This is a genomic window from Streptomyces sp. R818 (assembly GCF_056172735.1).
The window spans coordinates 176,512-199,606 of sequence record NZ_JAOCNE010000004.1; the positions used below are offsets into that span (position 1 = coordinate 176,512).

The 23,095-nt window shown below is 72.8% G+C and carries 22 protein-coding genes and 1 pseudogene; 11 read left to right on the top strand and 12 right to left on the bottom strand.

Going from position 1 to position 23,095, the window contains the following annotated elements:
* Window positions 1-76: 76 nt before the first annotated feature.
* Window positions 77-1,417 carry an APC family permease gene (locus N5I75_RS13775; RefSeq protein ID WP_476677322.1) on the top strand — a complete coding sequence of 447 codons (1,341 nt, stop codon included), beginning with the start codon at window positions 77-79 and terminating at the stop codon, window positions 1,415-1,417.
* A gap of 104 nt (window positions 1,418-1,521) precedes the next feature.
* Complete coding sequence (locus tag N5I75_RS13780; protein WP_476677324.1) at window positions 1,522-3,798, top strand: catalase; 2,277 nt, start codon at window positions 1,522-1,524, stop codon at window positions 3,796-3,798.
* An 84-nt stretch (window positions 3,799-3,882) separates the two neighbouring features.
* Here the strand turns inward: N5I75_RS13780 and N5I75_RS13785 are convergent, their stop codons facing one another.
* Window positions 3,883-4,209 (bottom strand): plasmid stabilization protein, encoded by a 327-nt coding sequence (locus tag N5I75_RS13785; protein WP_361078886.1) that lies wholly within the window; start codon window positions 4,207-4,209, stop codon window positions 3,883-3,885.
* A 286-nt stretch (window positions 4,210-4,495) separates the two neighbouring features.
* Here N5I75_RS13785 and N5I75_RS13790 point away from each other — a divergent pair, with 286 nt between their 5' ends.
* Window positions 4,496-5,302, top strand: a complete 807-nt coding sequence (locus N5I75_RS13790; RefSeq protein ID WP_476677326.1) for a VOC family protein — start codon at window positions 4,496-4,498, stop codon at window positions 5,300-5,302.
* On the opposite strand, the gene N5I75_RS13795 is transcribed toward N5I75_RS13790, so the two are convergent.
* Complete coding sequence (locus N5I75_RS13795) at window positions 5,274-5,492, bottom strand: aspartate racemase/maleate isomerase family protein (RefSeq protein WP_476677328.1); 219 nt, start codon at window positions 5,490-5,492, stop codon at window positions 5,274-5,276. The genes N5I75_RS13790 and N5I75_RS13795 overlap by 29 nt on opposite strands.
* Before the next feature lie 216 nt (window positions 5,493-5,708).
* On the opposite strand from N5I75_RS13795, the gene ku reads away from it, so the two are divergent.
* Both ku and N5I75_RS13805 read left to right on the top strand, forming a co-directional pair.
* Window positions 5,709-6,707: a non-homologous end joining protein Ku gene (ku, locus tag N5I75_RS13800; RefSeq protein WP_476677330.1), complete on the top strand. Its 999-nt coding sequence runs from the start codon at window positions 5,709-5,711 to the stop codon at window positions 6,705-6,707.
* A gap of 77 nt (window positions 6,708-6,784) precedes the next feature.
* Window positions 6,785-7,945, top strand: a complete 1,161-nt coding sequence (locus N5I75_RS13805; protein WP_476677332.1) for an IS4 family transposase — start codon at window positions 6,785-6,787, stop codon at window positions 7,943-7,945.
* Window positions 7,946-8,185: 240 nt separating this feature from the next.
* Here N5I75_RS13805 and ligD read toward each other — a convergent pair whose 3' ends face one another.
* Together ligD and N5I75_RS13815 are read right to left on the bottom strand one after the other, a co-directional pair.
* Window positions 8,186-9,046: a non-homologous end-joining DNA ligase gene (gene ligD / locus N5I75_RS13810; protein WP_476677889.1), complete on the bottom strand. Its 861-nt coding sequence runs from the start codon at window positions 9,044-9,046 to the stop codon at window positions 8,186-8,188.
* Between the two features lie 77 nt (window positions 9,047-9,123).
* The gene (locus N5I75_RS13815) at window positions 9,124-10,005 is read right to left on the bottom strand and encodes an SDR family oxidoreductase (RefSeq protein ID WP_476677334.1); all 882 of its coding nucleotides are present in this window, start codon (window positions 10,003-10,005) and stop codon (window positions 9,124-9,126) included.
* 258 nt (window positions 10,006-10,263) lie between these two features.
* On the opposite strand from N5I75_RS13815, the gene N5I75_RS13820 reads away from it, so the two are divergent.
* Together N5I75_RS13820 and N5I75_RS13825 are read left to right on the top strand one after the other, a co-directional pair.
* Window positions 10,264-11,454: a PP2C family protein-serine/threonine phosphatase gene (locus N5I75_RS13820; protein WP_476677336.1), complete on the top strand. Its 1,191-nt coding sequence runs from the start codon at window positions 10,264-10,266 to the stop codon at window positions 11,452-11,454.
* Between the two features lie 92 nt (window positions 11,455-11,546).
* A pseudogene (locus N5I75_RS13825) lies at window positions 11,547-11,723 on the top strand (DUF5133 domain-containing protein); the annotation flags it as partial.
* Between the two features lie 81 nt (window positions 11,724-11,804).
* On the opposite strand, the gene N5I75_RS13830 reads toward N5I75_RS13825, so the two are convergent.
* The 4 genes from N5I75_RS13830 to N5I75_RS13845 form a co-directional block, all read right to left on the bottom strand.
* On the bottom strand, window positions 11,805-13,586 hold the full coding sequence (locus tag N5I75_RS13830) for an ABC transporter ATP-binding protein (RefSeq protein ID WP_476677338.1): 1,782 nt from the start codon (window positions 13,584-13,586) through the stop codon (window positions 11,805-11,807).
* 72 nt (window positions 13,587-13,658) lie between these two features.
* On the bottom strand, window positions 13,659-14,135 hold the full coding sequence (locus N5I75_RS13835) for an MSMEG_6728 family protein (protein ID WP_476677340.1): 477 nt from the start codon (window positions 14,133-14,135) through the stop codon (window positions 13,659-13,661).
* A gap of 41 nt (window positions 14,136-14,176) precedes the next feature.
* Window positions 14,177-14,638, bottom strand: coding sequence for a nuclear transport factor 2 family protein (locus N5I75_RS13840; RefSeq protein WP_476677891.1), 462 nt, complete (start codon window positions 14,636-14,638; stop codon window positions 14,177-14,179).
* 79 nt (window positions 14,639-14,717) lie between these two features.
* A complete protein-coding gene (locus N5I75_RS13845) occupies window positions 14,718-15,455 on the bottom strand; it encodes an ANTAR domain-containing protein (protein ID WP_476677342.1) in 738 nt (245 codons plus the stop codon).
* A gap of 131 nt (window positions 15,456-15,586) precedes the next feature.
* Here N5I75_RS13845 and N5I75_RS13850 point away from each other — a divergent pair, with 131 nt between their 5' ends.
* Window positions 15,587-15,946 carry an ArsR family transcriptional regulator gene (locus N5I75_RS13850; RefSeq protein WP_476677344.1) on the top strand — a complete coding sequence of 120 codons (360 nt, stop codon included), beginning with the start codon at window positions 15,587-15,589 and terminating at the stop codon, window positions 15,944-15,946.
* 22 nt (window positions 15,947-15,968) lie between these two features.
* On the opposite strand, the gene N5I75_RS13855 is transcribed toward N5I75_RS13850, so the two are convergent.
* Window positions 15,969-16,343: a VOC family protein gene (locus N5I75_RS13855; protein ID WP_476677346.1), complete on the bottom strand. Its 375-nt coding sequence runs from the start codon at window positions 16,341-16,343 to the stop codon at window positions 15,969-15,971.
* A 235-nt stretch (window positions 16,344-16,578) separates the two neighbouring features.
* Between N5I75_RS13855 and N5I75_RS13860 the strand changes: the two genes are divergently transcribed.
* Window positions 16,579-16,761, top strand: a complete 183-nt coding sequence (locus N5I75_RS13860; RefSeq protein ID WP_476677348.1) for a hypothetical protein — start codon at window positions 16,579-16,581, stop codon at window positions 16,759-16,761.
* Here N5I75_RS13860 and N5I75_RS13865 read toward each other — a convergent pair.
* Window positions 16,710-18,296, bottom strand: a complete 1,587-nt coding sequence (locus N5I75_RS13865; RefSeq protein WP_476677350.1) for a glycosyltransferase family 39 protein — start codon at window positions 18,294-18,296, stop codon at window positions 16,710-16,712. The two genes, N5I75_RS13860 and N5I75_RS13865, sit on opposite strands and share 52 nt — an antisense overlap.
* 163 nt (window positions 18,297-18,459) lie before the next feature.
* Between N5I75_RS13865 and N5I75_RS13870 the strand changes: the two genes are divergently transcribed.
* Window positions 18,460-18,672 (top strand): hypothetical protein, encoded by a 213-nt coding sequence (locus N5I75_RS13870; RefSeq protein WP_476677351.1) that lies wholly within the window; start codon window positions 18,460-18,462, stop codon window positions 18,670-18,672.
* A gap of 8 nt (window positions 18,673-18,680) precedes the next feature.
* Here the strand turns inward: N5I75_RS13870 and N5I75_RS13875 are convergent, their stop codons facing one another.
* Complete coding sequence (locus tag N5I75_RS13875) at window positions 18,681-20,249, bottom strand: LCP family protein (protein WP_476677353.1); 1,569 nt, start codon at window positions 20,247-20,249, stop codon at window positions 18,681-18,683.
* Between the two features lie 140 nt (window positions 20,250-20,389).
* Here N5I75_RS13875 and tatA point away from each other — a divergent pair, with 140 nt between their 5' ends.
* Complete coding sequence (gene tatA, locus N5I75_RS13880) at window positions 20,390-20,551, top strand: Sec-independent protein translocase subunit TatA (protein WP_476677355.1); 162 nt, start codon at window positions 20,390-20,392, stop codon at window positions 20,549-20,551.
* On the opposite strand, the gene mgtA is transcribed toward tatA, so the two are convergent.
* On the bottom strand, window positions 20,511-23,087 hold the full coding sequence (mgtA, locus tag N5I75_RS13885) for a magnesium-translocating P-type ATPase (RefSeq protein WP_476677357.1): 2,577 nt from the start codon (window positions 23,085-23,087) through the stop codon (window positions 20,511-20,513). The genes tatA and mgtA overlap by 41 nt on opposite strands.
* Window positions 23,088-23,095 lie beyond the last annotated feature (8 nt).

The following is a 23,095-nucleotide window of genomic DNA, read 5'->3' on the forward strand; positions in this document are numbered from 1 at the left end:
TTGATCGTTTCGGGTGGCCGCCCCCGGGAAACCGGCGCAGGGTGATCACCATGGACGTACGCGATGAGGCTCAGCGGTGACGGCCCCGGCCGGCCCGTCCACGACCGCGGCGCAGGGCAGCGGACTGAGGAAGACCCTGACGACACCCCTGCTCTACTTCTTCATCCTCGGCGACGTGCTCGGCGCGGGCGTCTACGTGCTCGTCGGGCAGGTGGCCGCCGAGTCCGGCGGCGCCGTGTGGGTGCCGCTGGTCCTCGCGCTTCTGCTCTCGCTGCTCACGGCCGCCTCGTACGCCGAACTCGCCACCAAGTACCCGAGGGCCGGTGGCGCCTCTCACTACACGACGCTCGCCTACGGCCCGTTCGCCGGGTTCCTCGCCGGGTTCTGCATGCTGGCCGCCGGGATCGTCTCGGTGGCAGCGCTCGCCCGCGGGTTCGCCGGTGACTATCTGACCGCCTTCATCAGCCTGCCCGTCGTCCTGGTCGCCGCCGTGTTCCTGTGCGCGCTCGCGCTGCTCAACGCGCGCGGGATCAGCGAGTCGACCCGCGCCAACGTCGCCGCGACCGTCGTCGAGGTGGGCGGACTGCTCATCGTCGTCGCTCTCGGCGTGGTCCTGTTCGTGCGCGGGGACGGCGACGCGGGACGCCTCGTCGAGCTCGGCACCTCCGAGACGGGCGCCGCCGCCGGGGTGCTGAGCGGGACCGTGCTCGCCTACTACTCCTTCGTCGGCTTCGAGACCTCGGTCAACGTCGCCGAGGAGACCCGCGATCCGCGCCGCTCCTACCCGCGCGCGCTCTTCGGTGCCCTGATCACGGCGGGTGTCGTCTACGCCCTCGTCGGGATCGTCGCCTCGGCGGCCGTCCCCACCGACACCCTCGCCCACTCCAGCGGGCCGCTGCTGGAAGTGGTGCGGGAGGCGGGCGGGGTGCCGCCGAAGCTGTTCAGCGCCATCGCGCTCGTCGCCGTCGCCAACGGGGCGCTGCTCACCGGCATCATGAGCTCGCGGCTCGCGTTCGGCATGGCCCGGGACGGCCTGCTGCCCCGCGTCCTCACCCACGTACTGCCCGGCCGCGGCACCCCGTGGGTGTCGATCGCCGTGACGACGCTGCTGTCCTTCCTCCTCGCCCTCACCGGCGACGTGGAGACCCTCGCCTCCACGCTCGTCCTGCTGCTGCTCGTGGTGTTCTTCCTGGTCAACACGGCCGTGCTCGTGCTGCGCCGCGACACCTCGACACCCCCGCACTTCCGCGCGTGGACGGTCATCCCCGTCCTCGGCGCCGCCTCCTGCGTGGTCCTCGCCACGCAGGTCGAGGGCGAGGTGTGGATCCGGGGCCTGATCGTCCTCGCGGTCGGCGTCGTCCTCGGAGCCGTCGCCGCGCTGCACCGGCGGCGCGACGCCGCGGGCAAAGCTAACTGAACAGCCCCGTGGGATACGTACGGATTCGGGTACTCCTGTTCCGTTCGCTTCACGAAGGCCGCCCTTGAACCAGGTTGCGCGGCGCAATCGAAGGAGAGACAAAGATGGACGACGGCCACCCCTTCCGGGACGCGGCGGAGAAGGTGAAGGAGACCGTGACCGGCGCGACGGCCCCCGAAGGCCCGGAGGACGGCGTCCCCGGCAAGCCCAACGTGGAGTCGCCCGCGTTCGCCGAGCCGACCGAGCCCCGCGGCCCCCTGCCGCCCAAGGCCGACCAGAGCGGACCCCGGCCGACCAGCCCCACCGGCGCCCCGTCCCGCGACACACAGGACGACGTCGCCCAGCAGGGCGAGTTCCTCACGACCGCGCAAGGCGACCGCCTCTACGACACCGACCACTCGCTGAAGGCGGGCCCGCGCGGTCCTGTGCTGCTCCAGGACCACCACTTCCGGGAGAAGATCACCCACTTCGACCACGAGCGCATCCCGGAGCGCGTCGTCCACGCGCGCGGCGCCGCGGCCCACGGTGTGTTCAAGGGGTACGGCAACGCGGCGGGGGTCACGAAGGCCGCGTTCCTCGGCAAGGACGTCGAGACCGACGTCTTCGTCCGGTTCTCCACCGTCCTCGGCTCCCGCGGCTCGGCGGACACGGTCCGCGACACCCGCGGTTTCGCGACGAAGTTCTACACCTCCGAGGGCACCTTCGACCTCGTCGGCAACAACATCCCGGTCTTCTTCATCCAGGACGCCATCAAGTTCCCGGACATCATCCACGCGGGCAAGCCGCACCCGGACCGGGAGATCCCGCAGGCGCAGAGCGCGCACGACACGTTCTGGGACTTCGTCACCCTGCACACCGAGGCCACGCACCACACGCTGTGGAACATGTCCGACCGGGGCATCCCGCGCTCCTACCGGATGATGGAGGGCTTCGGCGTCCACACCTTCCGCCTGGAGAACGCGGCCGGTGAGACGACGCTGGTGAAGTTCCACTGGAAGCCGAAGCTCGGCGTGCACTCCCTGGTCTGGGAGGAGGCGCAGATCGCGGGCGGCGTCGACCCCGACTTCCACCGCCGCGACCTGGCCGACGCGATCGAGGCGGGCGCCTACCCGCAGTGGGAGCTGGGCATCCAGACGTTCCCCGACACCCCCGAGCAGACCTTCGAGGGCATCGACCTCCTCGACTCGACGAAGATCGTGCCCGAGGAGCTGGCCCCGGTGCAGCCGATCGGCCTTCTCACCCTCAACCGCAACCCCTCGAACTACTTCGCCGAGACCGAGCAGGTCGCCTTCCACCTCGGCCACCTCGTCCCCGGCATCGACGTCACCGACGACCCGCTGTTCCAGGGCCGCCTCTTCTCCTACCTGGACACCCAGATCAGCCGGCTCGGCGGCCCCAACTTCGCCCAGCTGCCGATCAACCGCCCGCACGCCCCCGTCAACGACATGCTGCGCGACGGCATGCACCAGACGGCCGTGCACCGCGGCGTCGCGCCCTACCGGCCGAACTCGCTCGACGGCGGCTGCCCGTTCATGGCGGGCGCGGCGAACGGCGCGGACATCGAGGTCCCCGTCGAACTGCCCGCCTCCCGCAAGGTCCGCGAGGCGCCCGCCTCCTACGACGACCACTTCAGCCAGGCGCGGCTGTTCTGGCTGAGCATGACGCCGCCCGAGCGCGAGCACATCGTCAACGCGTACTCGTTCGAGCTCGGCAAGTGCTACGAGCAGGCGGTCAAGGAGCGCGGCCTGCAGGTCCTGGCCAACATCGACGCGGAACTGTGCGCGCAGGTCGCCGCCTCGCTCGGGCTGCCCGCGCCCGCGCCGACCGTGCCGCTGACGGACCCGCAGCCGAGCCCCGCGCTCTCCCAGATCGGCCAGGAGTGGCCGGCGGACGGCCGGCTCATCGGCATCGTGACCGACGGGACGGTCGACCTGGACGGTGTGCGGACTCTCCGTCGGACCCTGCTCGACGGCGGGATGGTGCCGCTGGTCATCGCCCCGGCGGGCGGCAAGCTCGACCCGGACGGCGACCCCGTCACGGTGCAGCGGACCTTCGCCACGGCCCGCTCCATCGAGTTCGACGCCCTCGTGGTGGTCGGGGTGCCCGCCGCGGGCGCCGACGCCATCCCCGCGCGGGACGCCAAGGCGGACAGCGCCACCGCGACGCTCGACCCGCGCGTGCGGCTCCTGCTGGAGGAGGCCTACCGCCACGGCAAGGCCATCGGCGGCTGGGCGGGCGCCGAGCAGACCATCGAGGCCGCGGGCCTGCCGACCGCCGACCCCGGCATCGTCATCGGTGACAGCGGCGCGGCGGTCCTCACCCGAATGAAGGAACTGCTCGCCAAGCACCGCGTCTGGGAGCGGTTCGGCACCACCGTGTGACGCGGGCGGCGCCATGACAGGGGCCGGGCCCCGCGGATCGTGTTCCGCGGGGCCCGGCCCCACCTGCGCTGTGCCGTATCGCGCTCAGCGGCCCACGGCCTTCGCCAGCTGCTCCTTGTTCATCGAGGAGCGGCCCTCGATGTTCTTCTTCTTGGCCTCCGCGTACAGCTGGTCCTTGGTCGGCCCCTGGGACCCGCTGTGGGAGCGCTCGCCGCCGCGCTGCGGCGCGGACTTCTTGTCCTGCGTCGACACCTTGCTCGCCTGCTTCGACTCGCCGGAACGGGCGCGCTCCTTGTTCACGGTGCGCGCCGCGATCTCCTTCGCGCGCCCCTCGGAGGTGCCGCGCTTCTCCGCGCCCTCCTTGATGTGCTCGTACTGGCGCTCGCGCTTCGGGCTGGAACCTCGGGGCATTGCTGTTCTCCTTCCGGAACCGGCGCGGCTCACTCGTCCGCCCCGCTCTGCGATGACCTTCCGCGTACCCTCCGGCGGGCCTCCCACCCGGATCCGGATTGCTCCCATCTGACGCGGGGCCCGGCGAGTGTGCGAGCGGACAGTGACCGAAAGGATGAGGCCCAGCGGAGGCGGGACGGCGAGCCGCCAGTGTCTAATGGGTGTGGTCCGGGCAGTCGCGCGCGGTGGGGTGCCGGTGGCCGGGAATACGGGTGGGGGCCTTCATCGACCTCGGAGCTGCACGCACATGAACAGCCAGAACACACCCGTGAGCGAGACCCCGGCCAGCAGGTCGGTGTTCGGCGCCCCCTGCTGGGTCAGCCTGTCCACGTACGACCTGCGGGTCGCGGAGGACTTCTACGGCGCCGTGCTCGGCTGGGAGTGGCACACCGGGGCGATGGGCGAGCAGTACCGGTTCGCGAGCGTGCGCGGGGTGCCGGTGGCGGGTGTGTCCGAGGCGAAGAGCATGGGGCAGACGTCGGTGGCGTGGACGCCGTTCTTCGCCGCGTCCAGCGCCAACGAGACGGTGGCGCGCAGCCACGAGCGGGGCGGGACGACGGCCGTCGGGCCGATCTCCTTCCCGCCGGGCCGCGCCGCGCTCCTCGCCGACCGCGACGGAGCGGTCTTCGGCATCTGGGAGGGCGCGCTGGTCGCGGGCTGGGAGGAGTGGCGCCGCGCCGCCCCCGCCTTCGTGGCGCTGTACACGCGCAACGCCTTCGACGCGGCCATCTTCTACGGCGAGGTGCTCGGCTGGGCCTCCGACGCCCCGGACTCCTGCGACGTGCAGTACGAGGACGAGGAGGTCGTGCTGCGCAGCCGGGGCGACATCGTGGCCCGGATCCACTCCGGGGCGGTGGAGGCGGCGCCCGACCCGTCGATCCGGCCGCGCTGGCAGGTGCACTTCTCGGTGCCCGACGTGCGGGCCTGCGCCGAGACGGCGCGCGCCCGGGGCGGAAGCGTCCTGCGGATCGCCGACGACGGCACGGAGGCGGTGCTCTGCGACCCCGATGGGGCGCAGTTCGCCGTCAACGCGGACTGGCGCCCGGCGCGGTGAGCCACGCACCGGGCTCCTGCGCGAGCGCCCTGGCGGTGGCCTGCACGGCGCTGACGACGGGCTTGCCGAGGCGCTCCGTCAGGCGGGGCAGCACGTCGTAGGTGGGCAGCGAGGTGCAGGCGACGAACACGGCGTCGGCCCCGGGCCGGTCGCCCGCGACGACGGCCTCCACCACCTGCTCCTCCGCCACGGCGTACACGTGGGTGGACGACCGCGACGCGCCGGACGCCCGCGGCGCGCAGCGCGTCGACGGCCGCGCCGCTGGCCGTCAGGGCGCGCGGCGCCCCGTACGCGAGCATCGCCCCACGCAGCGCCCGCTCCCCCGCCACACCGCCCCGGGATGCGGCGGGGCGCCGGGCGGGGTGCGATGAGGGGAAGCGGAGCAGAGCAGGAAGGGGCCTCGCGCATGGCGCGTCCGGTGTGGAGCGGCACGCTGACCTTCGGTCTGGTGTCCTTGCCCGTCCAGATGTACACGGCCACGGAGAACCACACCGTGCGCTTCCATCAGGTGCAGCGCGGCACCTCCGACCGTGTGCGCAACAAGCGGGTGAACGAGCGGACCGGCGAGGAGGTGCCGCTCGACGAGGTGGTCAAGGCGTTCGACGACGGCGACCAGTACGTGGTGGTCGAGCCGGACGAGCTGGACGACATCGCGCCCGGCCGCTCCAAGTCCCTGGAGATCACGGGGTTCGTGGACCTGGAGGACGTCGATCCGGTCTTCTTCGACAAGACGTACTACCTCGGGCCGAAGGGCGAGCAGTACACGAAGGTGTACGCGCTCCTGGAGAAGGCGCTCGCCGAGGCGGGCCGGGCGGGGATCGCCACGTTCGTCATGCGCAACCACCAGTACCTGGTCGCGGTGAAGGCGGAGGCCGGGCTGCTGACCCTGCACACGCTGCACTGGGCCGACGAGATCCGGGACCCGCGCAGCGAGATCGACAACCTGCCGGGCCGCACGAAGGTCACCGACCGCGAGCTGAAGATGGCCCGGCAGCTCGTCGACACGCTCGGCATGGAGTGGAAGCCGGAGGAGTTCCACGACACGTACCAGGAGCAGGTGAACGCGCTCATCGAGGCCAAGCGCAGCGGCAAGCGGGTGGACAAGGCGGAGCCGCCCGCCGAGTCGACCAATGTGGTCGATCTGATGGACGCGCTGCGGGCGAGCGTCGACCGGGCGAAGAAGCCCGCCAAGTCCAGCAAGTCCGGCAAGTCCACCGAGCGCGGCAGGTCCAAGGACAGCGGCACGTCCAAGAAGAGCGGCAGGAAGAGCAAGCCGTCCCTCGACGGGCTGACCAAGGCCGAGCTGTACCGGCGCGCCGCCGACGCGGGTGTCCCGGGCCGCTCCTCCATGACCCGGGACGAACTCGTCGCGGCCCTGACGCGGCAGCAGGAGGAGGCGGCTTAGGGCCAATGCCGTTGTTTTAACTGTTCGGCGTAGGCTGCTGCGTACTGCTCCCGGGGGTGGTGCCAGTGTCTGTGAGTGTGTCTGATTTATCGGGTCTGGGGCTGTTGACCTGGGTGTATCCGCCGGGTCTGGTGGATCGTGTGGTGGCTGCCTGCGGGCGGGTGGAGCAACGCAGACGGCTGCTGCCGGCCCGGCTGGTGGTGTACTTCGTGCTCGGCCTGGCGCTCTTCTCGCCCGCTCCCTATCTGGAGGTTATGCGGCACCTGGTCGAGGGCCTGCGGGGTCTGGGACTGCTGGGTGACTGGCGCATTCCGGCGAAGTCCTCGCTGTTTCGGGCCCGGCAGCGGCTGGGGAGTGAGCCGCTGCGGGTGCTGTTCACCGCGACGGCGAAACCGCTGGGCACCGAGAGCACGCCGGGGGTGTTCTGGCGGGGCCTGCGGCTGCTGGCGGTGGACGGCACCTGCTGGGACGTCGCCGACACGGTGGCCAATGAGGCCGCCTTCGGCCGCCCGGGCAACGCCCGCGGCCCGGAGAAGAGTTCTTTCCCGCAGGTGCGGATGGCCTGCCTGGTGGAGACTGGCACGCATCTGGTGCTGGACGCGGAGCTGGCCGGCTGCCGCACCGGTGAGGTCACCCTGGTCCGGCGCCTGCCCCGCTCCTGCGGGCCGGGCCAGCTGGTGCTGGCCGACCGCGAGTTCCTCGGCATGTCGTTGTGGCGGGCCTTCACCGACAGCGGCGCCGATCTGTTGTGGCGGGTGCCCGCCAATCGCGTCCTGCCAGTCGAGCGGGTGCTGCGGGACGGCTCCTGGATCTCCCGCATCCACGCCAGCACCGACTCCGCGAAGCGGGATCCGGTCACCGTGAGGGTCCTGGCCTACCGGCTCGACCACGCCGGCCCGGCGGCCGGCGACTACCGGCTGGTGACCAGCCTGCTCGATGCCCGCCGCTTCCCGGCGCGTCAACTGGCCGCGCTCTACCAAGAGCGCTGGGAAGTCGAGTCGGTCCTGGCCGAGCTCAAGACCCGCCAGCGCGGCGCGCACACCGTGCTGAGCAGCAAGACCCCGGACGGGGTGCTGCAGCAGATCTGGGCCCACCTGCTGGTCCACCGGGCCCTGCGTGAGCTGATGTTTCGCACCGCCGCCTCCGGCGGCCTGGATCCGGACCGGATCTCCTTCACCGAGACCCTGCGCTCGGCCCGGCGCAGCGTGACCGTCACGCCGGGCCGTTTTTCCCCCTGACCTCCTGGTCCAGGCGCTGGTCCTGCTCGAGCACGACCTGTTGGAGCGGCTCCTGCCGGTCAGACGCCTGCGCAGCCAGCCCCGTGTAGTCAAACGCAAGATGTCCAACTACAGGCTCAAACGGACCGAACACCGGACCTGCCCCCAGCCCGCCCGCGGCGGTGTCCAGGCCGTCCGCATCCAACGACCCCAACCCGCGAATCCGTAAAGCAACGGCATTGGGCGTAGGGCCGGTCCGCGTCAGGCCAGTTTCTCCAGGCGTCGCGTGGCCGCCTCCACCCCGCCGCCGTGGCGGCCGAGCCCCGCCCAGGGGTCCTTGTCGAGACGGTCGCCGAGGTCGGCCAGCGTCCAGCGGCGCGCGGTCAGCTCGGGGTCGTCGAGTTCGTCCCAGTCGAGGGGTGCGGCCACCGGGGCGCCCGGCCGGGACCGGACGGCGAACGGGGCGACGACGGTCTGGGCGTAGCCGTTGCGGGCGACGTCCAGGTAGAGCCGGCCCTTGCGGGCGTCCTTGCGGGGCTCGACCGTCAGCTCCTCCGGGTGGCGCTCGGCGAGTTCCCGGGCGGCGGCGCGGGCGAACGCGAGCACGTCGTCGGCGTCGTCGCGCCGGTTGAGCGGCACCACGACGTGCAGGCCCCGCGATCCCGTGGTCATCAGCCCCGCGGTGAGTTCCAGCTCGTCGAGCAGTTGGCGCAGGTGGTGCGCGGCGCGCCGCACCGGCTCGAAATCGTCGGCGGGCGGATCGAGGTCGAAGACCAGCCGGTCCGGGTGGCGCGGCTGGTCGGCGCGGCTCAGCCAGCGGTGCGGGGTGATGCACGCCTGGCTCGCGAGGTAGACAAGGGTGGCGGCGTCGTCGCCGACCACATGGGTCACCTCGCCGCCCTCCTTGGGCACCGACGCGCGATGGATCCAGTCGGGGAAGTAGTCGCTGACCTCCTTCTGGTAGAAGCGCTGCCCGTCGATGCCGTCCGGCATCCGCTCCAGCATCAGGGGACGGCCACGCAGCTCGGGCACCATGCGCGGGGCGACCCGGCGGTAGTGCTCGACGAGGTCGGCCTTGGTGATGCCGTCCTGCGGGAACAGCTCCTTGCCGGGCCGTTTCATCGTGATCGTGCGGCGGCCGATCCGCAGTTCGGCGTCGGAACTCACGTGACCGTCTCCTTCCCGCTGGTTGCGGAGGACTACGGGAGCGGCGTGCCCCCGGTCGCGTTCATGATCTCGGCGGTGATGTAGCTCGCGTGCTCCGAGGCGAGGAAGACGTACGCGGGCGCCATCTCCGCGGGCTGTGCCGGGCGGCCGAGCGGCGCCTGCTTGCCGAACTCCTCGGTGTCCGGGAGCGTCGCGGGGATGAGCGGGGTCCACACCGGCCCGGGCGCGACCGCGTTGACCCGGATGCCCTTCTCGGCCAGCATCTGCGCGAGGCCCTGCGTGAAGGTGACGATGGCGCCCTTGGTCGTCGCGTAGTCGAGCAGGTGGGGGCTGGGCTTGTAGGCCTGCACCGAGGTGGTGTTGATGATGGAGCCGCCCTCGGGGATGTGCGCCACGGCCATCTTGGACAGCCAGAACATGCCGTACAGGTTGGTGCGCAGGACCCGGTCGAACTGCTCGGTCGTGATGTCCTCGATGCCGCCCGGCTGCGCCATCTGGTACGCCGCGTTGTTGACCAGGACGTCGATCCGGCCGAACTCGCCCACGGCCCGCTCGATGAGCCGCCGGCACTGCTCCTCCTCGCGGATGTCGCACTCCACGGGGACGGCCTTGCGCCCGGCCTCCTCGACGAGGCGGGCCGTCTCCTTGGCGTCCTCCGCCTCCTCGGGCAGGTGGGTGAAGACGACGTCGGCGCCCTCGCGGGCGTAGGCGAGCACGACGGCGCGGCCGATCCCGGAGTCGCCGCCGGTGACGACCGCGGCCCGGTCGCGCAGCAGGCCGCTGCCCCGGTAGGAGTCCTCGCCGTGGTCGGGCTTCGGGTCCATGTCCCCGCCGGTGCCGGGGTGTTCCTGGTCCTGCTGGGGGAAGTCCGGCTGCGGGTGCTTCGTCGTGGGGTCCTGCGGGGTGGCGCCCATCGGTGCTGTTCCTTCCATGTGCGGCTGTCCGGTCCGGGATGCGCGCGGCCGCCCTGCTCGCCGGGGCCGACCTGCGCGTACGCCCATCTCGGGACATCGGGTGTCCCGCGGGCCGGTCCCCCACACCTGGCGAACGCCGACAGATGCGAACGCCGCCCGGCCGGATCGTCACAGGAGGCGGGCCGCGTGCGGCGGTGCGAGACTGCCCGGGGAGTCGTCCGGGCGGTGCGACGGGCAGTCCGAGCAAGGAGTGATGAGGTGACGGCACCCGAGGCCACGGGCACGGGGGACAGCGTCCTCGGCGAGTTCCTGGCCGACCCCCGCAACCTGCCCCTCGACCTGACCACCACGGTCGCCCGCTGCTCCAAGGCGCTCGGTCTGCAGGGCGCCGTGCTCTACCTCGCCGATCTGCAGCAGCGCCAGCTGGCCCCGCTGAACGAGGTGGCGCCGACCCTCCCCATCGACGATTCACTGGCCGGCTGGACGTACCGCACGGAGTCCCTGCGCGTGGAGGAGTCCGAACTCGGCGGGATGACGGCCTGGCTGCCGCTCGTGGACGGCGCCGAGCGGATCGGCGTCCTCGCCGTGCGCTCCCCCGCCCTCGACCCGCTCGTCCTGCGGCGCGGGCGGACCCTCGCCCACCTGTGCGCCATGATGATCACCTCGAAGCGGGCGTTCAAGGACACCTACGTCCGACGGGCCCGTACGAAGCCGATGCAACTGCCCGCCGAGATGCTGCGCGCCTACCTCCCGCCCCGCACGATCGGCACGACGCACGCCGTCTCCACCGCCGTCATGGAACCGGCCTACGAGGTCGGGGGCGACGCCTTCGACCACGCGCTGACGGAGACGACGCTGCACGCCGGGATCATGGACGCCATGGGGCACGACCTGGCCTCCGGGCTCACCACGGTGGTCTCCCTGGCGGCCTGCCGCAACGCCCGGCGCACCGGTGCCGACCTGCCCGACCTCGTGGAGTCCGTGGACGCGGCGCTGTCCGAGTGGCTGCCCGACCAGTTCTGCACGGCGATCCTCGCCCAGCTCGACCTCGCGACGGGCGGCCTGCGCTGGATCAACTGCGGGCATCCCGCGCCGCTCCTCATCCGCGACGAGCGGCTGCTGCCCGCCGCGATGGAGCGCGACGCGGACCCGCCCCTCGGCCTTCCGGCCGCCCTCTCCTCGACACCGCGCCGGGTGCACGAGATGGACCTGGAACCGGGCGACCGGGTCCTGATGTACACCGACGGCGTCACGGAGGCCCGTACGCGCAACGGCGAGGAGCTGGGTCTCGACCGGTTCGCCGACTACATCATCCGGGCCACCGCCGCGGGCGAGCTGGCGGCGGAGACGCTGCGCCGCCTCATCCACTCCGTCGTCGACGTCCAGGGCAACCGGCTGCGCGACGACGCGACCATCGTCATGTTCGAGTGGCGCCCGGCGGCCCGCTGAACCGACAGGACGAAAGTCCCGGTATGTGCCCATTCAGGCGGGCAGAACACTGAGCGACAAGGGTGCTGAAACAGGGAGAAAAAGACATGGCCATGCTGCTTCCCACCGCTTCCGAGCTGCGCCGGGCGCTGGTCCGCCACGACGAGACCACCGGCCGGGACGAGCGCCGGTCCACGCCGGAGACGGCCCGCGCACGCGAGGACAGCGCCTACACGCTGTGCGTCCTCACCGGGACGCACAGCGTGGCGGAAGCGCGGCGGGCGGCGCACGCCCTGCTGCGCCCCCGCCCCGTCCGGGCCGCGGAACTCACCGCCGTCACCGGTGGTGTCCGGACGGCGCCCTCCGCCGCGTCACCCCGCCGCGGCGGGCTGCAGCCCCGCGTACACACCGCCGCGAGCGAGGAGGTCGGCGTGCGTGCCGATCTCGGCGATCCGGCCGTCCGCCATCACCACGATGCGGTCGGCGCCCTGGATCGTGGAGAGCCGGTGGGCGACCACGAAGACGGTCCGGCCGTGCACCAGACGCGCCAGGGCCTCCTGGACCAGCGCCTCGGAGCGGTTGTCGAGCGCTGACGTCGCCTCGTCGAGGACCAGGACGCGGGGGTCGCGGATCAGCGCGCGGGCGATGGCGAGCCGCTGCCGCTGCCCGCCGGAGAGCCGTGCGCCGCGCTCCCCCACCACCGTGTCGAGACCTTCCGGCAGGCGCCGGACGAACTCCAGGGCGTTGGCGTCGCGCAGCGCCCGCAGCAGGGTCTCCTCGTCGGTGTCGCCGAGCCCGTACGTCACGTTGTCGCGGATGCTGCCCTCGAAGAGGATCGACTCCTGCGGCACCACCGACAGAAACCGCCGGTAGCTGCGCAGGTCGAGGGTGGCCATGTCGACGCCGTCGAGCAGGATCCGCCCGGTGGTGGGCCGGATGAAGCCGATGAGCAGGTTCAGCACGGTCGACTTGCCCGCGCCGGACGCGCCGACGAGGGCGACGGTCTCGCCGGGCCGGGCGGAGAGGGTGAAGCCGTCGACGGCGACGCCGCCCGGCTCGCCGTCCGCCTCCGGGTAGGAGAACCCGGCGGCGTCGAAGTCGATCCGGCCGGTCACCCGCTCCACCACGGCCTTGCCCGCGTTGGACTCCAGGTCGGGCGCCTGCAGCACCTCACCGGCCGAGCGCACCGATTCGAGCCCCTTGCTGATCTGCGGGGCGAGGCCGAGCAGCGTCGTCACGGAGCCGGTCAGGAGGGTGAAGAAGGAGCTGAGCATGACGACGTCGCCCGGGGAGACGCCCAGCCAGCCGTGGTAGGCGACCAGCGCCGAGCCGGTCAGGCAGCAGACGCCGAGGATGTTGAGGAGCACCCAGGCCGCCGAGTTGAAGCGGCCGTTCATGGTGTCCAGGCGCAGCCCGGCGGCGAAGACCTGGCGCAGGGAGCCGTCGACGCGGCCGAGCGCGGTGCGTTCCAGGCCGTGGGCGCGGGTGATCGGGATGAGGGTCGTCATCTCGCCGACGCGGGAGGAGAGGTGCTCGACCTCGCGGCGGAAGTCCTCGTTGTGGCTGCGCAGACGGCCGCGGAGCCGCATCACCAGGAAGCCCGCGGCGGGCACGACGACCAGGAACACCGGCAGGAACTCGGGCGTCCGGAAGCCGATGAGGACGAGCCCGCCGATGAGGGTGGTCACGGCACCCAGCCCCATGTCGGCGCTCTGCTGCACCATCTGCTCCACCGTCTCCACGTCCCGGACGACCTTGGCCTGCAGGACGCTGGAGCTGGTGCGGGCGTGGTAGCCGATGGAGAGCTGCTGCATACGGCGGCAGAGCGCCGAGCGCAGGGTCGTGCCCATGCGGCGGATGCTGCCGCCGAGCAGGCGTACGTACCACTGGTGCAGCGGGTAGTTGATCACGAGGATGAACAGCAGCAGGCCCGTGGCCCCCCACAGCTCCGTCTGCGAGCCGTGGCGCACGACCACGTCGAGGACGGTGGCGGTGATGACGGGCAGCAGCCAGATCGGGCTGTGCTTGACGACGAAGAGGAGCGTGGCGAGGAGCAGCCTGCCGCGGTCGGGGCGGAAGAGGAGGCCGAGGGTGCGCAGCGGATGCTCGCCGCGGTACTGGTGGTCGAGGTGGTCGGGGACGGGTCTGTGCATGATCCGATCCCACCGCATCGACCGCGTTCGGGTAAGCGCTTTCCGGTAACTCGGACGTGAAAAGTGGGAGCGTCAGGACGCCGCGGGGTCGCGGTCGGAGGCCGGCCAGAAGTAGGGCATGTCGTCGGGGACGTCCGGGAAGACCGTGGCGTAGATCTCCGGCGCCTTGCGCAGCAGCGCGGACTGGTGGCTGCGGTGGAAGGCGGGCTCCCCCAGCCACGGCGGCAGCTCGCCGTCGGCGGCGAGCTGCTCCTGTTCGCGGACGGGGACGCCCGGGTGGTGCCGGGTGAAGTCGGTGATCATGGTGGTGGCGCAGGTGTCGGCCCGCCCCTCGGCGACCCAGGTCGCGCAGACGTCGAGGCCGTAGCGGACCAGGGCCTCCTCGTACCCGACCCACATGCGTACGGCCGGGTGGTTGCGCCACCCGTAGCCGGGCACGGTGAGACCGCGCAGCACCTGGAGCGCCTCGACGCGCTGTTTGCCCAGGCGGGCGCGGTCCAGGACGGCGGCGGACCGCGTGAACTCGGGGTACGGGAGAAAGGTCTGCACCCTGCATGCCTACCGCGCGGCGCGCGTTCCCATACGGAAGATCAGCGCAGATGGCGGCTGATGTCCCCGACGAGGCGGATGTGGACGCGGCGCTCGGTGAACCGCCAGACGCCGTCCCTGCGGGCGAACCGGTCGTGGTAGCGGCCCGCGGCGACCGCCTGCAACGGGAGGCCGTCCACCGCCTGGAAGACGGTGACGTACGAGCGGGCGGTCGCGGTGCCGCCCTCGTCGTCGGCGTCGACGACGAGGTTGGTCGTGACGTGGTGGGTGCGCGGGGTGCCGTCGGGATACAGGACGAGGGTGTCGCGGAACATCTGCTCGATGGCGTCGGCGCCGCTGAAGGTCGCGCCGCTGCCGACGAAGTCGGCGTCCGCGAGGAGGCGGCCGACTCCGCGGAAGTCGCCGTCGTCCACGAGTTCGGCGTAGGTGGCGGTCAGATGTGCGATCGCGTGATGGGGGCCGGGCGCGGAGGCGGAGGTGGAGGTGGAGGTGGAGGTGGACAGGAGCGTGGCCTTCCTCGTGGAGCGGGGGCGGCGGCGAAGGGACCGGCGCCGGTGTGCACCCCCACCCTGACGCGTTCCCCTATGCGCCGTCCCCGTTGTGCGCGGAGGCCTCCGTCAGGCTCGCGATGACCGCCGCCGGGGTGGGGTCGCCCGCGCCGTCCCAGTCCCACGCCGCGCTGTCGACGACCGGATCGGCCGGGGTGGCTGGGGCGTCCGGCCGGGCGGCCCTGGCCTCGATGCGGGCGATCACGGCGGAGAGCTGGCTCTGCACGGCCTTCGGCAGGGCGCGGTCGCCCGAGGTGGAGTCGACCAGGTGCTGCGCGACCAGGTGCAGCTTGATGTTGGTGCGCTGGGAGACGTCGACCAGCGCCTCCCAGGCGTCCTGCGGGCTGATGCCGAACGCGGCCACGAGGACACCCCGGGCCATGTCGATGGTGCCGCGGCTCTGCATCGCCCGGCGCAGCTGCGCGACCTCCCGGCCCAGCTCCGCGTGGTGCCCGTCGGCCGACTCGCAGGACGGGTCCTCGGCGAGCGGGTCGACGCTCAGGAAGACGTTGACGGCCGAGCAGCCGCAGGGCTCCACGGCGCTCACGTCGAGGCCGACGCTGCCGTCCGAGGCGAGCAGGAGCGGGCGCAGCACGCCGTTCAGCCGCTGGTCCTCGTGCAGGTGGAGATCGCCGCGCACGCTGACGACCATCTGCTCGCCGTCCCAGTGGTTGAAGAGCGTGAGTCCGGTCAGCCGGTGAGCCCCGGCCGGGGTGGCCGGATCGGCGCAGGTGGCTGCCGCCCCGCTCCCGGGCTGTGCAGACTCTGGCATGGCCTCTCCCTCACTGCGGCGGCCCGGCGGTCCGCTCTCAGATTCCCGCCCTGCGGCAACATACGTCAAGCGATACCTGAAACGAAGTTCGGGGGTTCAAAGACACGAAGCGGGGGGCCTACGATTCGGGCATGGATGGAGTGCCGGAACCGCATGCTGGATGGACGTTCATCACCAATCACGCACGGGTGCTGGCCGCTATCGCCGACGATCAGAACGCGCGGATCCGCGATATCGCCGCGCACTGCAGGCTGACCGAGCGAGCCGTGCAGAAGATCATCGCGGACCTGGAGGCGAGCAGCTTCCTCTCCCACACGCGCGAGGGCCGGGGCAACGCCTACCGGATCACGCCGGGCAAGACCCTGCGCCACCCCGCCGAGGCCGAGGCGGGCCTGACCGTCGCGTCCCTGCTCGCGCTGCTCGCGCAGGACGAGGCGCACCGCGCCGACCAGCTGCGACCGGAGCCGCGGCAGGGCGCCGAACAGGCCTGAGAGCCTGTCCTTCGAGAACCGCTCAGGCGCCCGGCAGGAAGAGGCAGAACGGGTGGCCGTGCGGGTCGCGCAGCACGCGCACGTCGTCCTGCGGCTGATGCTCCTCCAGGGTCGCGCCGAGGGCGCAGGCGCGCTCCGTCTCCGCGCGCAGGTCCTGGACCTCCAGATCGAGGTGCGCCTGCATCTGCTGGGTGCCGGGCGCCTGCGGCCACACCGGGGGCGTGTGGTCGGTCTCCAGCTGGAAGCTGAGGCTGGGCCGCTCCTTCTCCGGGGCGCGCAGCCGGACCCACTCCGGTGAGCGGACGACCTCCTCCCAGCCGAGGAGGGCGCGGTAGAAGTCGGCCAGCGCGGGCGGGTCTGGCGTACCGAGGACGAAGGCACCGAGCGTCGCTGTCATGCCTCTACGGTTGCCCAGGGCATCCCGCCTTACCCGCCTACGGAAACGGACGTACCGGATATGAGCAGCGCGCCCGGCCGCGAGAGCCGTGAAGCCCGTTTCGAGCACGGCATGGAGGTGCTGAACGGGGTCAACCTGGTGCGCCGGCTCGGGACTGACATCGGCGAGCGACGCGACGAGGCGCGGGCCGACCTCGGCGTGCGATGGCCGAGGCGCGGGCCGACCTCGGCGTGCGATGGCCGAGGGGTTCGAGTTCGTGGCGATGGCACGCGCCCTGCTGCGCGAGCCGGACCTGATCGACCGGATGGCGAAGGGCCCGCGGACCCGGTCCCTGTGCATCCGCTGCAACACCTGCATGCCGACCCTCTACAGCGGCATTCGCTGCGTCCTGGCGGCGGCCCCGGACCGGCGCTCGTAGAGCCGTAGCGTGCCGCTGCGTGCCGGGTGCTCCTCGCGCAGGACGAAGTCGCGTCGCAGGATGTCGGCCTTCGTCCGCTCCGTCTCGCCCCACGGGGTCCAGCCGGGGCGCAGGGCGCGGGGATCGACGACCACCCACAGCCGGTCCACCGACCGCAGCCGGCGCGCCAGCGTCGCCGCGTCGGTCTCCTCGCCGTACAACTGGCCCGCGTCCGCGCCGCTCCGGGCCAGCGCGACGTCGTACGGGTGGTGGAAGGCGGCCGGGTAGGCGGCCTCGGCGCGGCGGGCGTACGGCGACGGCAGGAAGAGCAGGGCGCTGCCCGGTCGCAGCTCGCGCGCGGCCAGGAGCGCGATGCCGGTCAGGTCGTCGGAGCGCGCGTGCGGCCCGCGTTCGTGCGCGTACACCGGCAGGTGCGCGGCGAACGCGACCCCGGCCAGGGCGGCGCCGCCCGCAGCGACGAGGCCGCGCGCCCCGGACGTGCGGGGGCTCCGCCCGGCGGGCAGCAGGCGTACGAGCCGGTCCGCGCCCGCGGCCGCGAGCAGCGGCACCCCGGCCAGGCAGAACAGCACGTAGCGGTCGTAGTAGAGCGGCTCGTAGCGGGAGACGCCAAGCAGGAGCGCGGGCGGCACGACCGCCAGCGGCAGCGCCACGGCGCGCAAGGACACCCGCCCGGGGTGCGGCGTCCGCGCGCACGCCCCGACCACCGCGAGCGCGAGGACCACCGCGCAGACTCCTTCGGCGGGACCGGCGAACGCCTCGACGAGACCGCGCACCTGCGCCCGGCCGGGTTTGCCGAGCCAGCCGACCTGCGCGCTCTGCGTCCGCGAGAGGTGGACCAGCGGCACCAGCGACACCAGGACGCACGCCGCCACCGCGAGCCAGGCCCGCCACACCTGCCGTGGCGCCCGCGCGCAGCCCAGGGTGCACGCGTGGGCCGCGAGGACGAGCACCGACAGCTCGTGCAGCCAGGCCGTTCCGGCGGTCAACAGGGCGTAGAGCAGCCAGCGTTGGCGCCTGCCGTCCTGTACGGCGCGTACGAGGGCGAGGGTCGCGGCGAGCGCCCCGGCGGCGACCAGGGCGTAGGACCGGCCCTCCTGCGCGTAGCGGCCGACGAAGGGGGTGACCGCGAAGAGCAGCCCCGCCCACAGGCCGACGCGGGGGCGGGCGAGGCGCGCGCCGAGCAGGCCGACCAGGCCGGCGGCCACGGTGGCACCGAGGACGGAGGGCAGGCGCAGCAGGATCTCGCCCGGGTGGGGGGCGAGGACGAAGTGCATCAGCGCGTAGTAGAGACCGTGCACGGCGTCGATGTGCGACGCCAGGTGGGCGATCTGCGGCAGTGAGCGGTACGTCATCTCCAGCGTGACGCCCTCGTCGCGCCAGACCGCGTCCCGGTCGAGCCCCCAGAGGCCCAGCGCGGCCATCACCAGGGCGGGCAGGGCCACGGCGGCGAGGGTGGCGAGCGCTTCGTGGCGCGGGCTCGGGTGCCGGGGGTCGGGGACGGCGGCGGGATCGTTGTGCAGGACGGTGACGGCCACCGGCCCATTGTGTGAAGGTATGACCGCCGCGCGTGACGCCACGCGCGGCGGGTCACCCGAAGCGCCCAGCCGGCCCCGCGCGGCGGCTGTCGCCGTACCGGGGGATGCGCCCCCAGCCGCGTCTCGGGATGCACCAGGCGTCCGTACACCCGACCGTGGGGGCATGGACAAACCGATCATCGTCTACCAGCCGTCGACCTCCGGAGGGCGCCGGGTCCGTGTGGACGGCGAGATCCTCGGCCTCGCCCACGACGTGCGCGACGTCGCCGAGTTGCTGCGGCGGGCCGGGCTCGACATGGACGAGGCCGATGTGGAGTCGTCCGCCCTCATCGACTGGCGCGGGGGCGGCCCGGGCACCTGGCCGTCCCCCTGGTAGCGGCGGCGCTACCCGTAGGACAGCTTGGAGCAGAGGTCCTCGTCGGCCGAGCGGGCGTCGTCGGCGACACCTGAGGGGACGGTCGTGGGCGCCGTGGAGGCCGCCGCCGGCGGTTTCTCGCCGGTGTAGTCCGACCCCAGGACGACGGCCACGCCCGCAGTACTTACCGCGCGCAGTTCGGCGCCGGGGAAGAGCCGGGCGACCTTGGCGGCGTCGGCCTCGCGCCCCGCGCCGTACTCGACGGCGGTGGTGGCGTGGTCCTGGGAGCGGGCGTTGCCGGTGCCGGTCACGGTGAAGTCGTGGTCGGTCAGCGTCCTGGCCGCGGTGGAGGCCAGGCCCTTGGTCAGGGTGCCGTTGTAGACGGCGACGGCGACGCCCGTGCCGGAGATCTCCGGGGTCTCCTGCGCGGAGGGCGAGGCGGAAGCTTTCTGCTCGCCCTGCCCGTCCTTCTTGTCCTTCTTGCCGCCCGCGTCCTTGCCGTCGAGGGTGCGGTCGTCTCTGAGCGCGGCCCACAGCGCGTCCGCGTCCGGCTGCACGATGGCGACGCGGCTGCCCTCGTACCGCCAGGGGACGGTGACGAACTTGGTGTTGTGCAGGTCGACGTTCTTCAGGCCCATGGCGAACTTGAGCAGTTTGTCCGCCGAGCCGAGGCCGGGGTCGACCGTCATCGACTCGGTGGCGGCGTCGGCGAGCGGAAGCAGCTTGGTGGGGGTGAACCCGTCGTCCTTGATCTTCTTGATGAGGCTGGAGACGAACGCCTGCTGGCGCTTGATGCGGCCTATGTCGGAGCCGTCGCCGATGCCGTGCCGGAGGCGGACGTAGTCCAGGGCCTTCTGCCCGGAGACCGTCTGCTCGCCCTTCTCGAAGATCCGCTTGCCGCGCGTGGGGCGCTTGGGGTTGAGGTCGTTCTGGTAGACGTCGTTCGGCACGCAGACCTTCACGCCGTTGACCACCTCGGTCAACTGCGAGAAGCCCTTGAAGTCGACGACGACCGTGTGGTCGACGCGCAGGCCCGTCAGCTTCTCGACGGTGTTCTGGGTGCACGCCGGGTTGCCCTCGGCCGTCTCGCCCGTCGAGAAGGCCGCGTTGAACATCGTGTTCGTCCGCGTCTCGCTCCACGTTCCGTCGGGCAGCTTGCACGGCGGGATGGTGACCAGGCTGTCGCGCGGGACGGAGACGCCCACCGCGTGCTTGTGGTCGGCGTAGACGTGCAGCACGAACGCGGTGTCGGAGCGGCCGATGTCGTTCTTGTCGCCGCCGCCGAGTTCGGCGTTGCCGCCGGTGCGCGCGTCCGTGCCGATGATGAGGACGTTCTCGCCCTTGGACGCGGCGGCGTCCGGCCGGTTCTTGGAGACGCCGTCGTCGGAGAACGTGTCGATGCTCCCGTTGAGGCGGAAGTACAGCCAGCCCGCGCCCGCGCCGAGCAGGACCAGGAACGACAGGCCTATGGCGAGGCCGACGCGCAGCTTGCTCCGTTTCCGTCTGCGGCGGCGCCCGTCGCGACGGGGCGCGTCGCCCTGCGCCGTCCGGCCCCTGTGGCGGGAGCGCCCGGCCGGCGCCTCGGGAGTCTGCGTCATCGACGTGCCCTCATCCTCTGCGTCTGTCTCTGTGCCCGAAGGGTTGTACGGTTGCGCAATGTAGCAAGTAATGCCGAGGATGCGGTACCGGCGTGACGCCGGCACCGCGCTCTCCCGACGAACGAACAGAGAGGCCCCCCATGTTCCGCAACGCACTCGAGCCCTGGCACCTGCTCATCCTCGGGCTCGTCATCATCCTGGTGTTCGGCTCGAAGAAGCTCCCGGACACCGCACGCTCCCTGGGCAAGTCGCTGCGCATCCTCAAGAGCGAGACGCGGGCGATGAAGGAGGACGAGAGGTGAGCAGGCGCAGCGCCGCAGCGTACAGCGCGAGGACCACCGCGAGCAGCAGGTAGTACAGGACGGGCAGGCCCGTCATTCCGAGGAAGGGTCCTGCCGGGGTCAGCGGGAGCAGGATGCCGACGACCGCGAGGCCGGTGGCGGCCCAGCGCACGGGGCCCGGAGCGCTCCCCTCCGCCGCGCGGCGGCCGGTGCGCAGCAGGAGCATGACGAGCGCCTGGGTGAGCAGGTTCTCGGTGAACCAGCCGCCGTGGAACGCGGACTCGTCGCGCGCGTCGAGCGCGCCCGGCAGAGACAGGGCGAGCACCGCGAAGGTGGCGAGGTCCGCGAGGGCGCCGAGCGCGCCGAAACCGGTGAGGAAACGCAGGAAGGCGCGAGGCCGCAGGACGGTCGGGCGGCGCAGCGCCGCCGGGTCCGGGCGGTCGTGGGCGAGGGCGAGCTGGGCGCCGTCGAAGCACAGGTTCTGCACGAGGACCTGCGCGGGGAGCATCGGCAGGAACGGCAGCAGGAGCGCGGCCACGAGCATCGCGATCACGTTGCCGAGGTTGCTGGAGAGCGTGATGCGCAGATACGAGGCGATGTTGGCGCTGCTGTGCCGCCCGGCGACGACGGCGTGCTCGATGGCCGTGAGGTCCTTGCCCGCGAGGACGACGTCGGCACTCTCGCGGGCCACGCCGACACCGTCGCGCGGGCAGATCCCGACGTCGGCGGCGTGCAGGGCGGGCAGGTCGTTGACGCCGTCGCCGAGGTAGCCGGTGGTGCGCCCGCGCGCGCGGAGGGCCGCGACGACGCGGGCCTTGTCCTCGGGGGTGCAGCGGGCGAAGACGGTCGTACGGGCCGCGAGATCACCCAGTCGTCCTTCGCCGAGGCTTTCGATCCGCTCGCCCGGGACCGGTTCGCCCGGGTCGATGCCCAGGTCGCGGCAGACGCGGGCGGCGGTCGCCGGGTCGTCGCCGGTGAGGACCTTGACCTCGACGCCCCGCGCGGCGAGGGCGCGGACGGCGTCCCGCGCGGTGTCGGCCGGCGCGTCGTGGAAGGCGACGAAGCCGCGGAAGGTGAGGCCGCGCTCGTCGGCGGGCCGGTACGCGCGCGTGCGTGCGGGGCGGCGCGCGGTGGCGACGGCCAGGAGGCGGACGCCGTCGCCCGCGCGGTCGGCCGCCCGGCGCAGCAGCGCGGCCCGCTCGTCGGCGTCGAGGACGCAGCGTTCCAGGACGTCGGGGACCGCGCCCTTCACGGCGAGGGTGTGGCTGCCGAGGGCGCCGGGTTCCCGTACGACGGCGGTGGCGAGGCGGCGGACCGGGTCGAAGGGGAGGGCGTCGACGCCGTCGTACGCCTCCCAGTCCTCGGGTCCGGTGGCCGCCAGGAGCGCCTCGTCGAGCGGGTCGGGGTCGGCGGGCCCGGCCGTCTGCAGCGTCCACCAGGCCGACGCGCCCGCCCAGTGCAGGGCCTCGGCGTCGGTGCGGACGGGGTCGACGACCGGGCGGTCCTGGGTGAGGGTGCCGGTCTTGTCGACGCACAGGACGTCGACGGCGCCGAGGTCGTGGAGGGCGGGCAACCGCCGCACGATGACGCCGTGGGCGCGGGCGAGCAGGGCCGCGCCGCGCGCCAGGCACGTGGTGACGATGACCGGGAGCATCTCCGGGGTGAGCCCGACGGCCACGGCGACCGCGAAGGGGAGGGTCTCCAGGCCCCGGCCGCGCAGCGCCGCGTTCGCCATGAGGACCAGCGGCGGGGTGAGCAGCATGAAGCGGATCAGCACCCAGGAGATGCCGTGCACCGAGCGGTCGAAGGCGCTCGGCGCGGTGCGGCGGCACGCGGCGCGGACGGCGGCGAAGCGGGTGTCGTCCCCGGTCGCCACGACGATGCCGGTGGCGGCGCCGGAGGCGATGCTGCTGCCCTGGAAGAGGAGGTGCGCGCTGTCGCCCGCGTCCGGCAGGTCCACCGGCTCCTTGGGCACGGGCGCGGACTCGCCGGTCAGGGCCGCCTGGTGCACGGTCAGGCCGCGCGCCTTGAGCAGCCGTACGTCGGCGGGGACGAGGTCGCCGGGGGCGAGGCGGATCACGTCGCCGGGGACGAGGTCGTCGACGGGGATCTCGCGGACCCGGGGCGCGGCGTCGGGCGCGGTGCGGCGCTGGACGCTCGCGGTGGTGGCGACGAGCCCGCGCAGACGGTCCATGGAGCGGTCGGCGCGGTGCTCGCCCTGGGCGCGCAGCACACAGCTCACGGCGACCAGGGCGAGGATCACACAGGCGGTGCCCCACGCGGCGACCAGGGCGGAGACGAGGCCCAGGGCGAACAGGACGGCGGTGAACGGATCGCGCAGGCTGCGCCACAGCCGGGCGGTCCTGGACGGCGGACGGTGCCGGGGCAGGGCGTTCGGTCCATACCGTGCGAGCCGCTCCCCCGCCTCCGCCTCGGTGAGGCCGCGCGGGGAGCCGTCCAGGGCGCGCAGCACCTGCAGCGCGGACAGATCGCCCGGGGCGGGGCCCAGGGCGGGCGCCTCGGTCGGGCGGGGGACGGCGGGGTCGTGAAGGGACACGGGGTGTT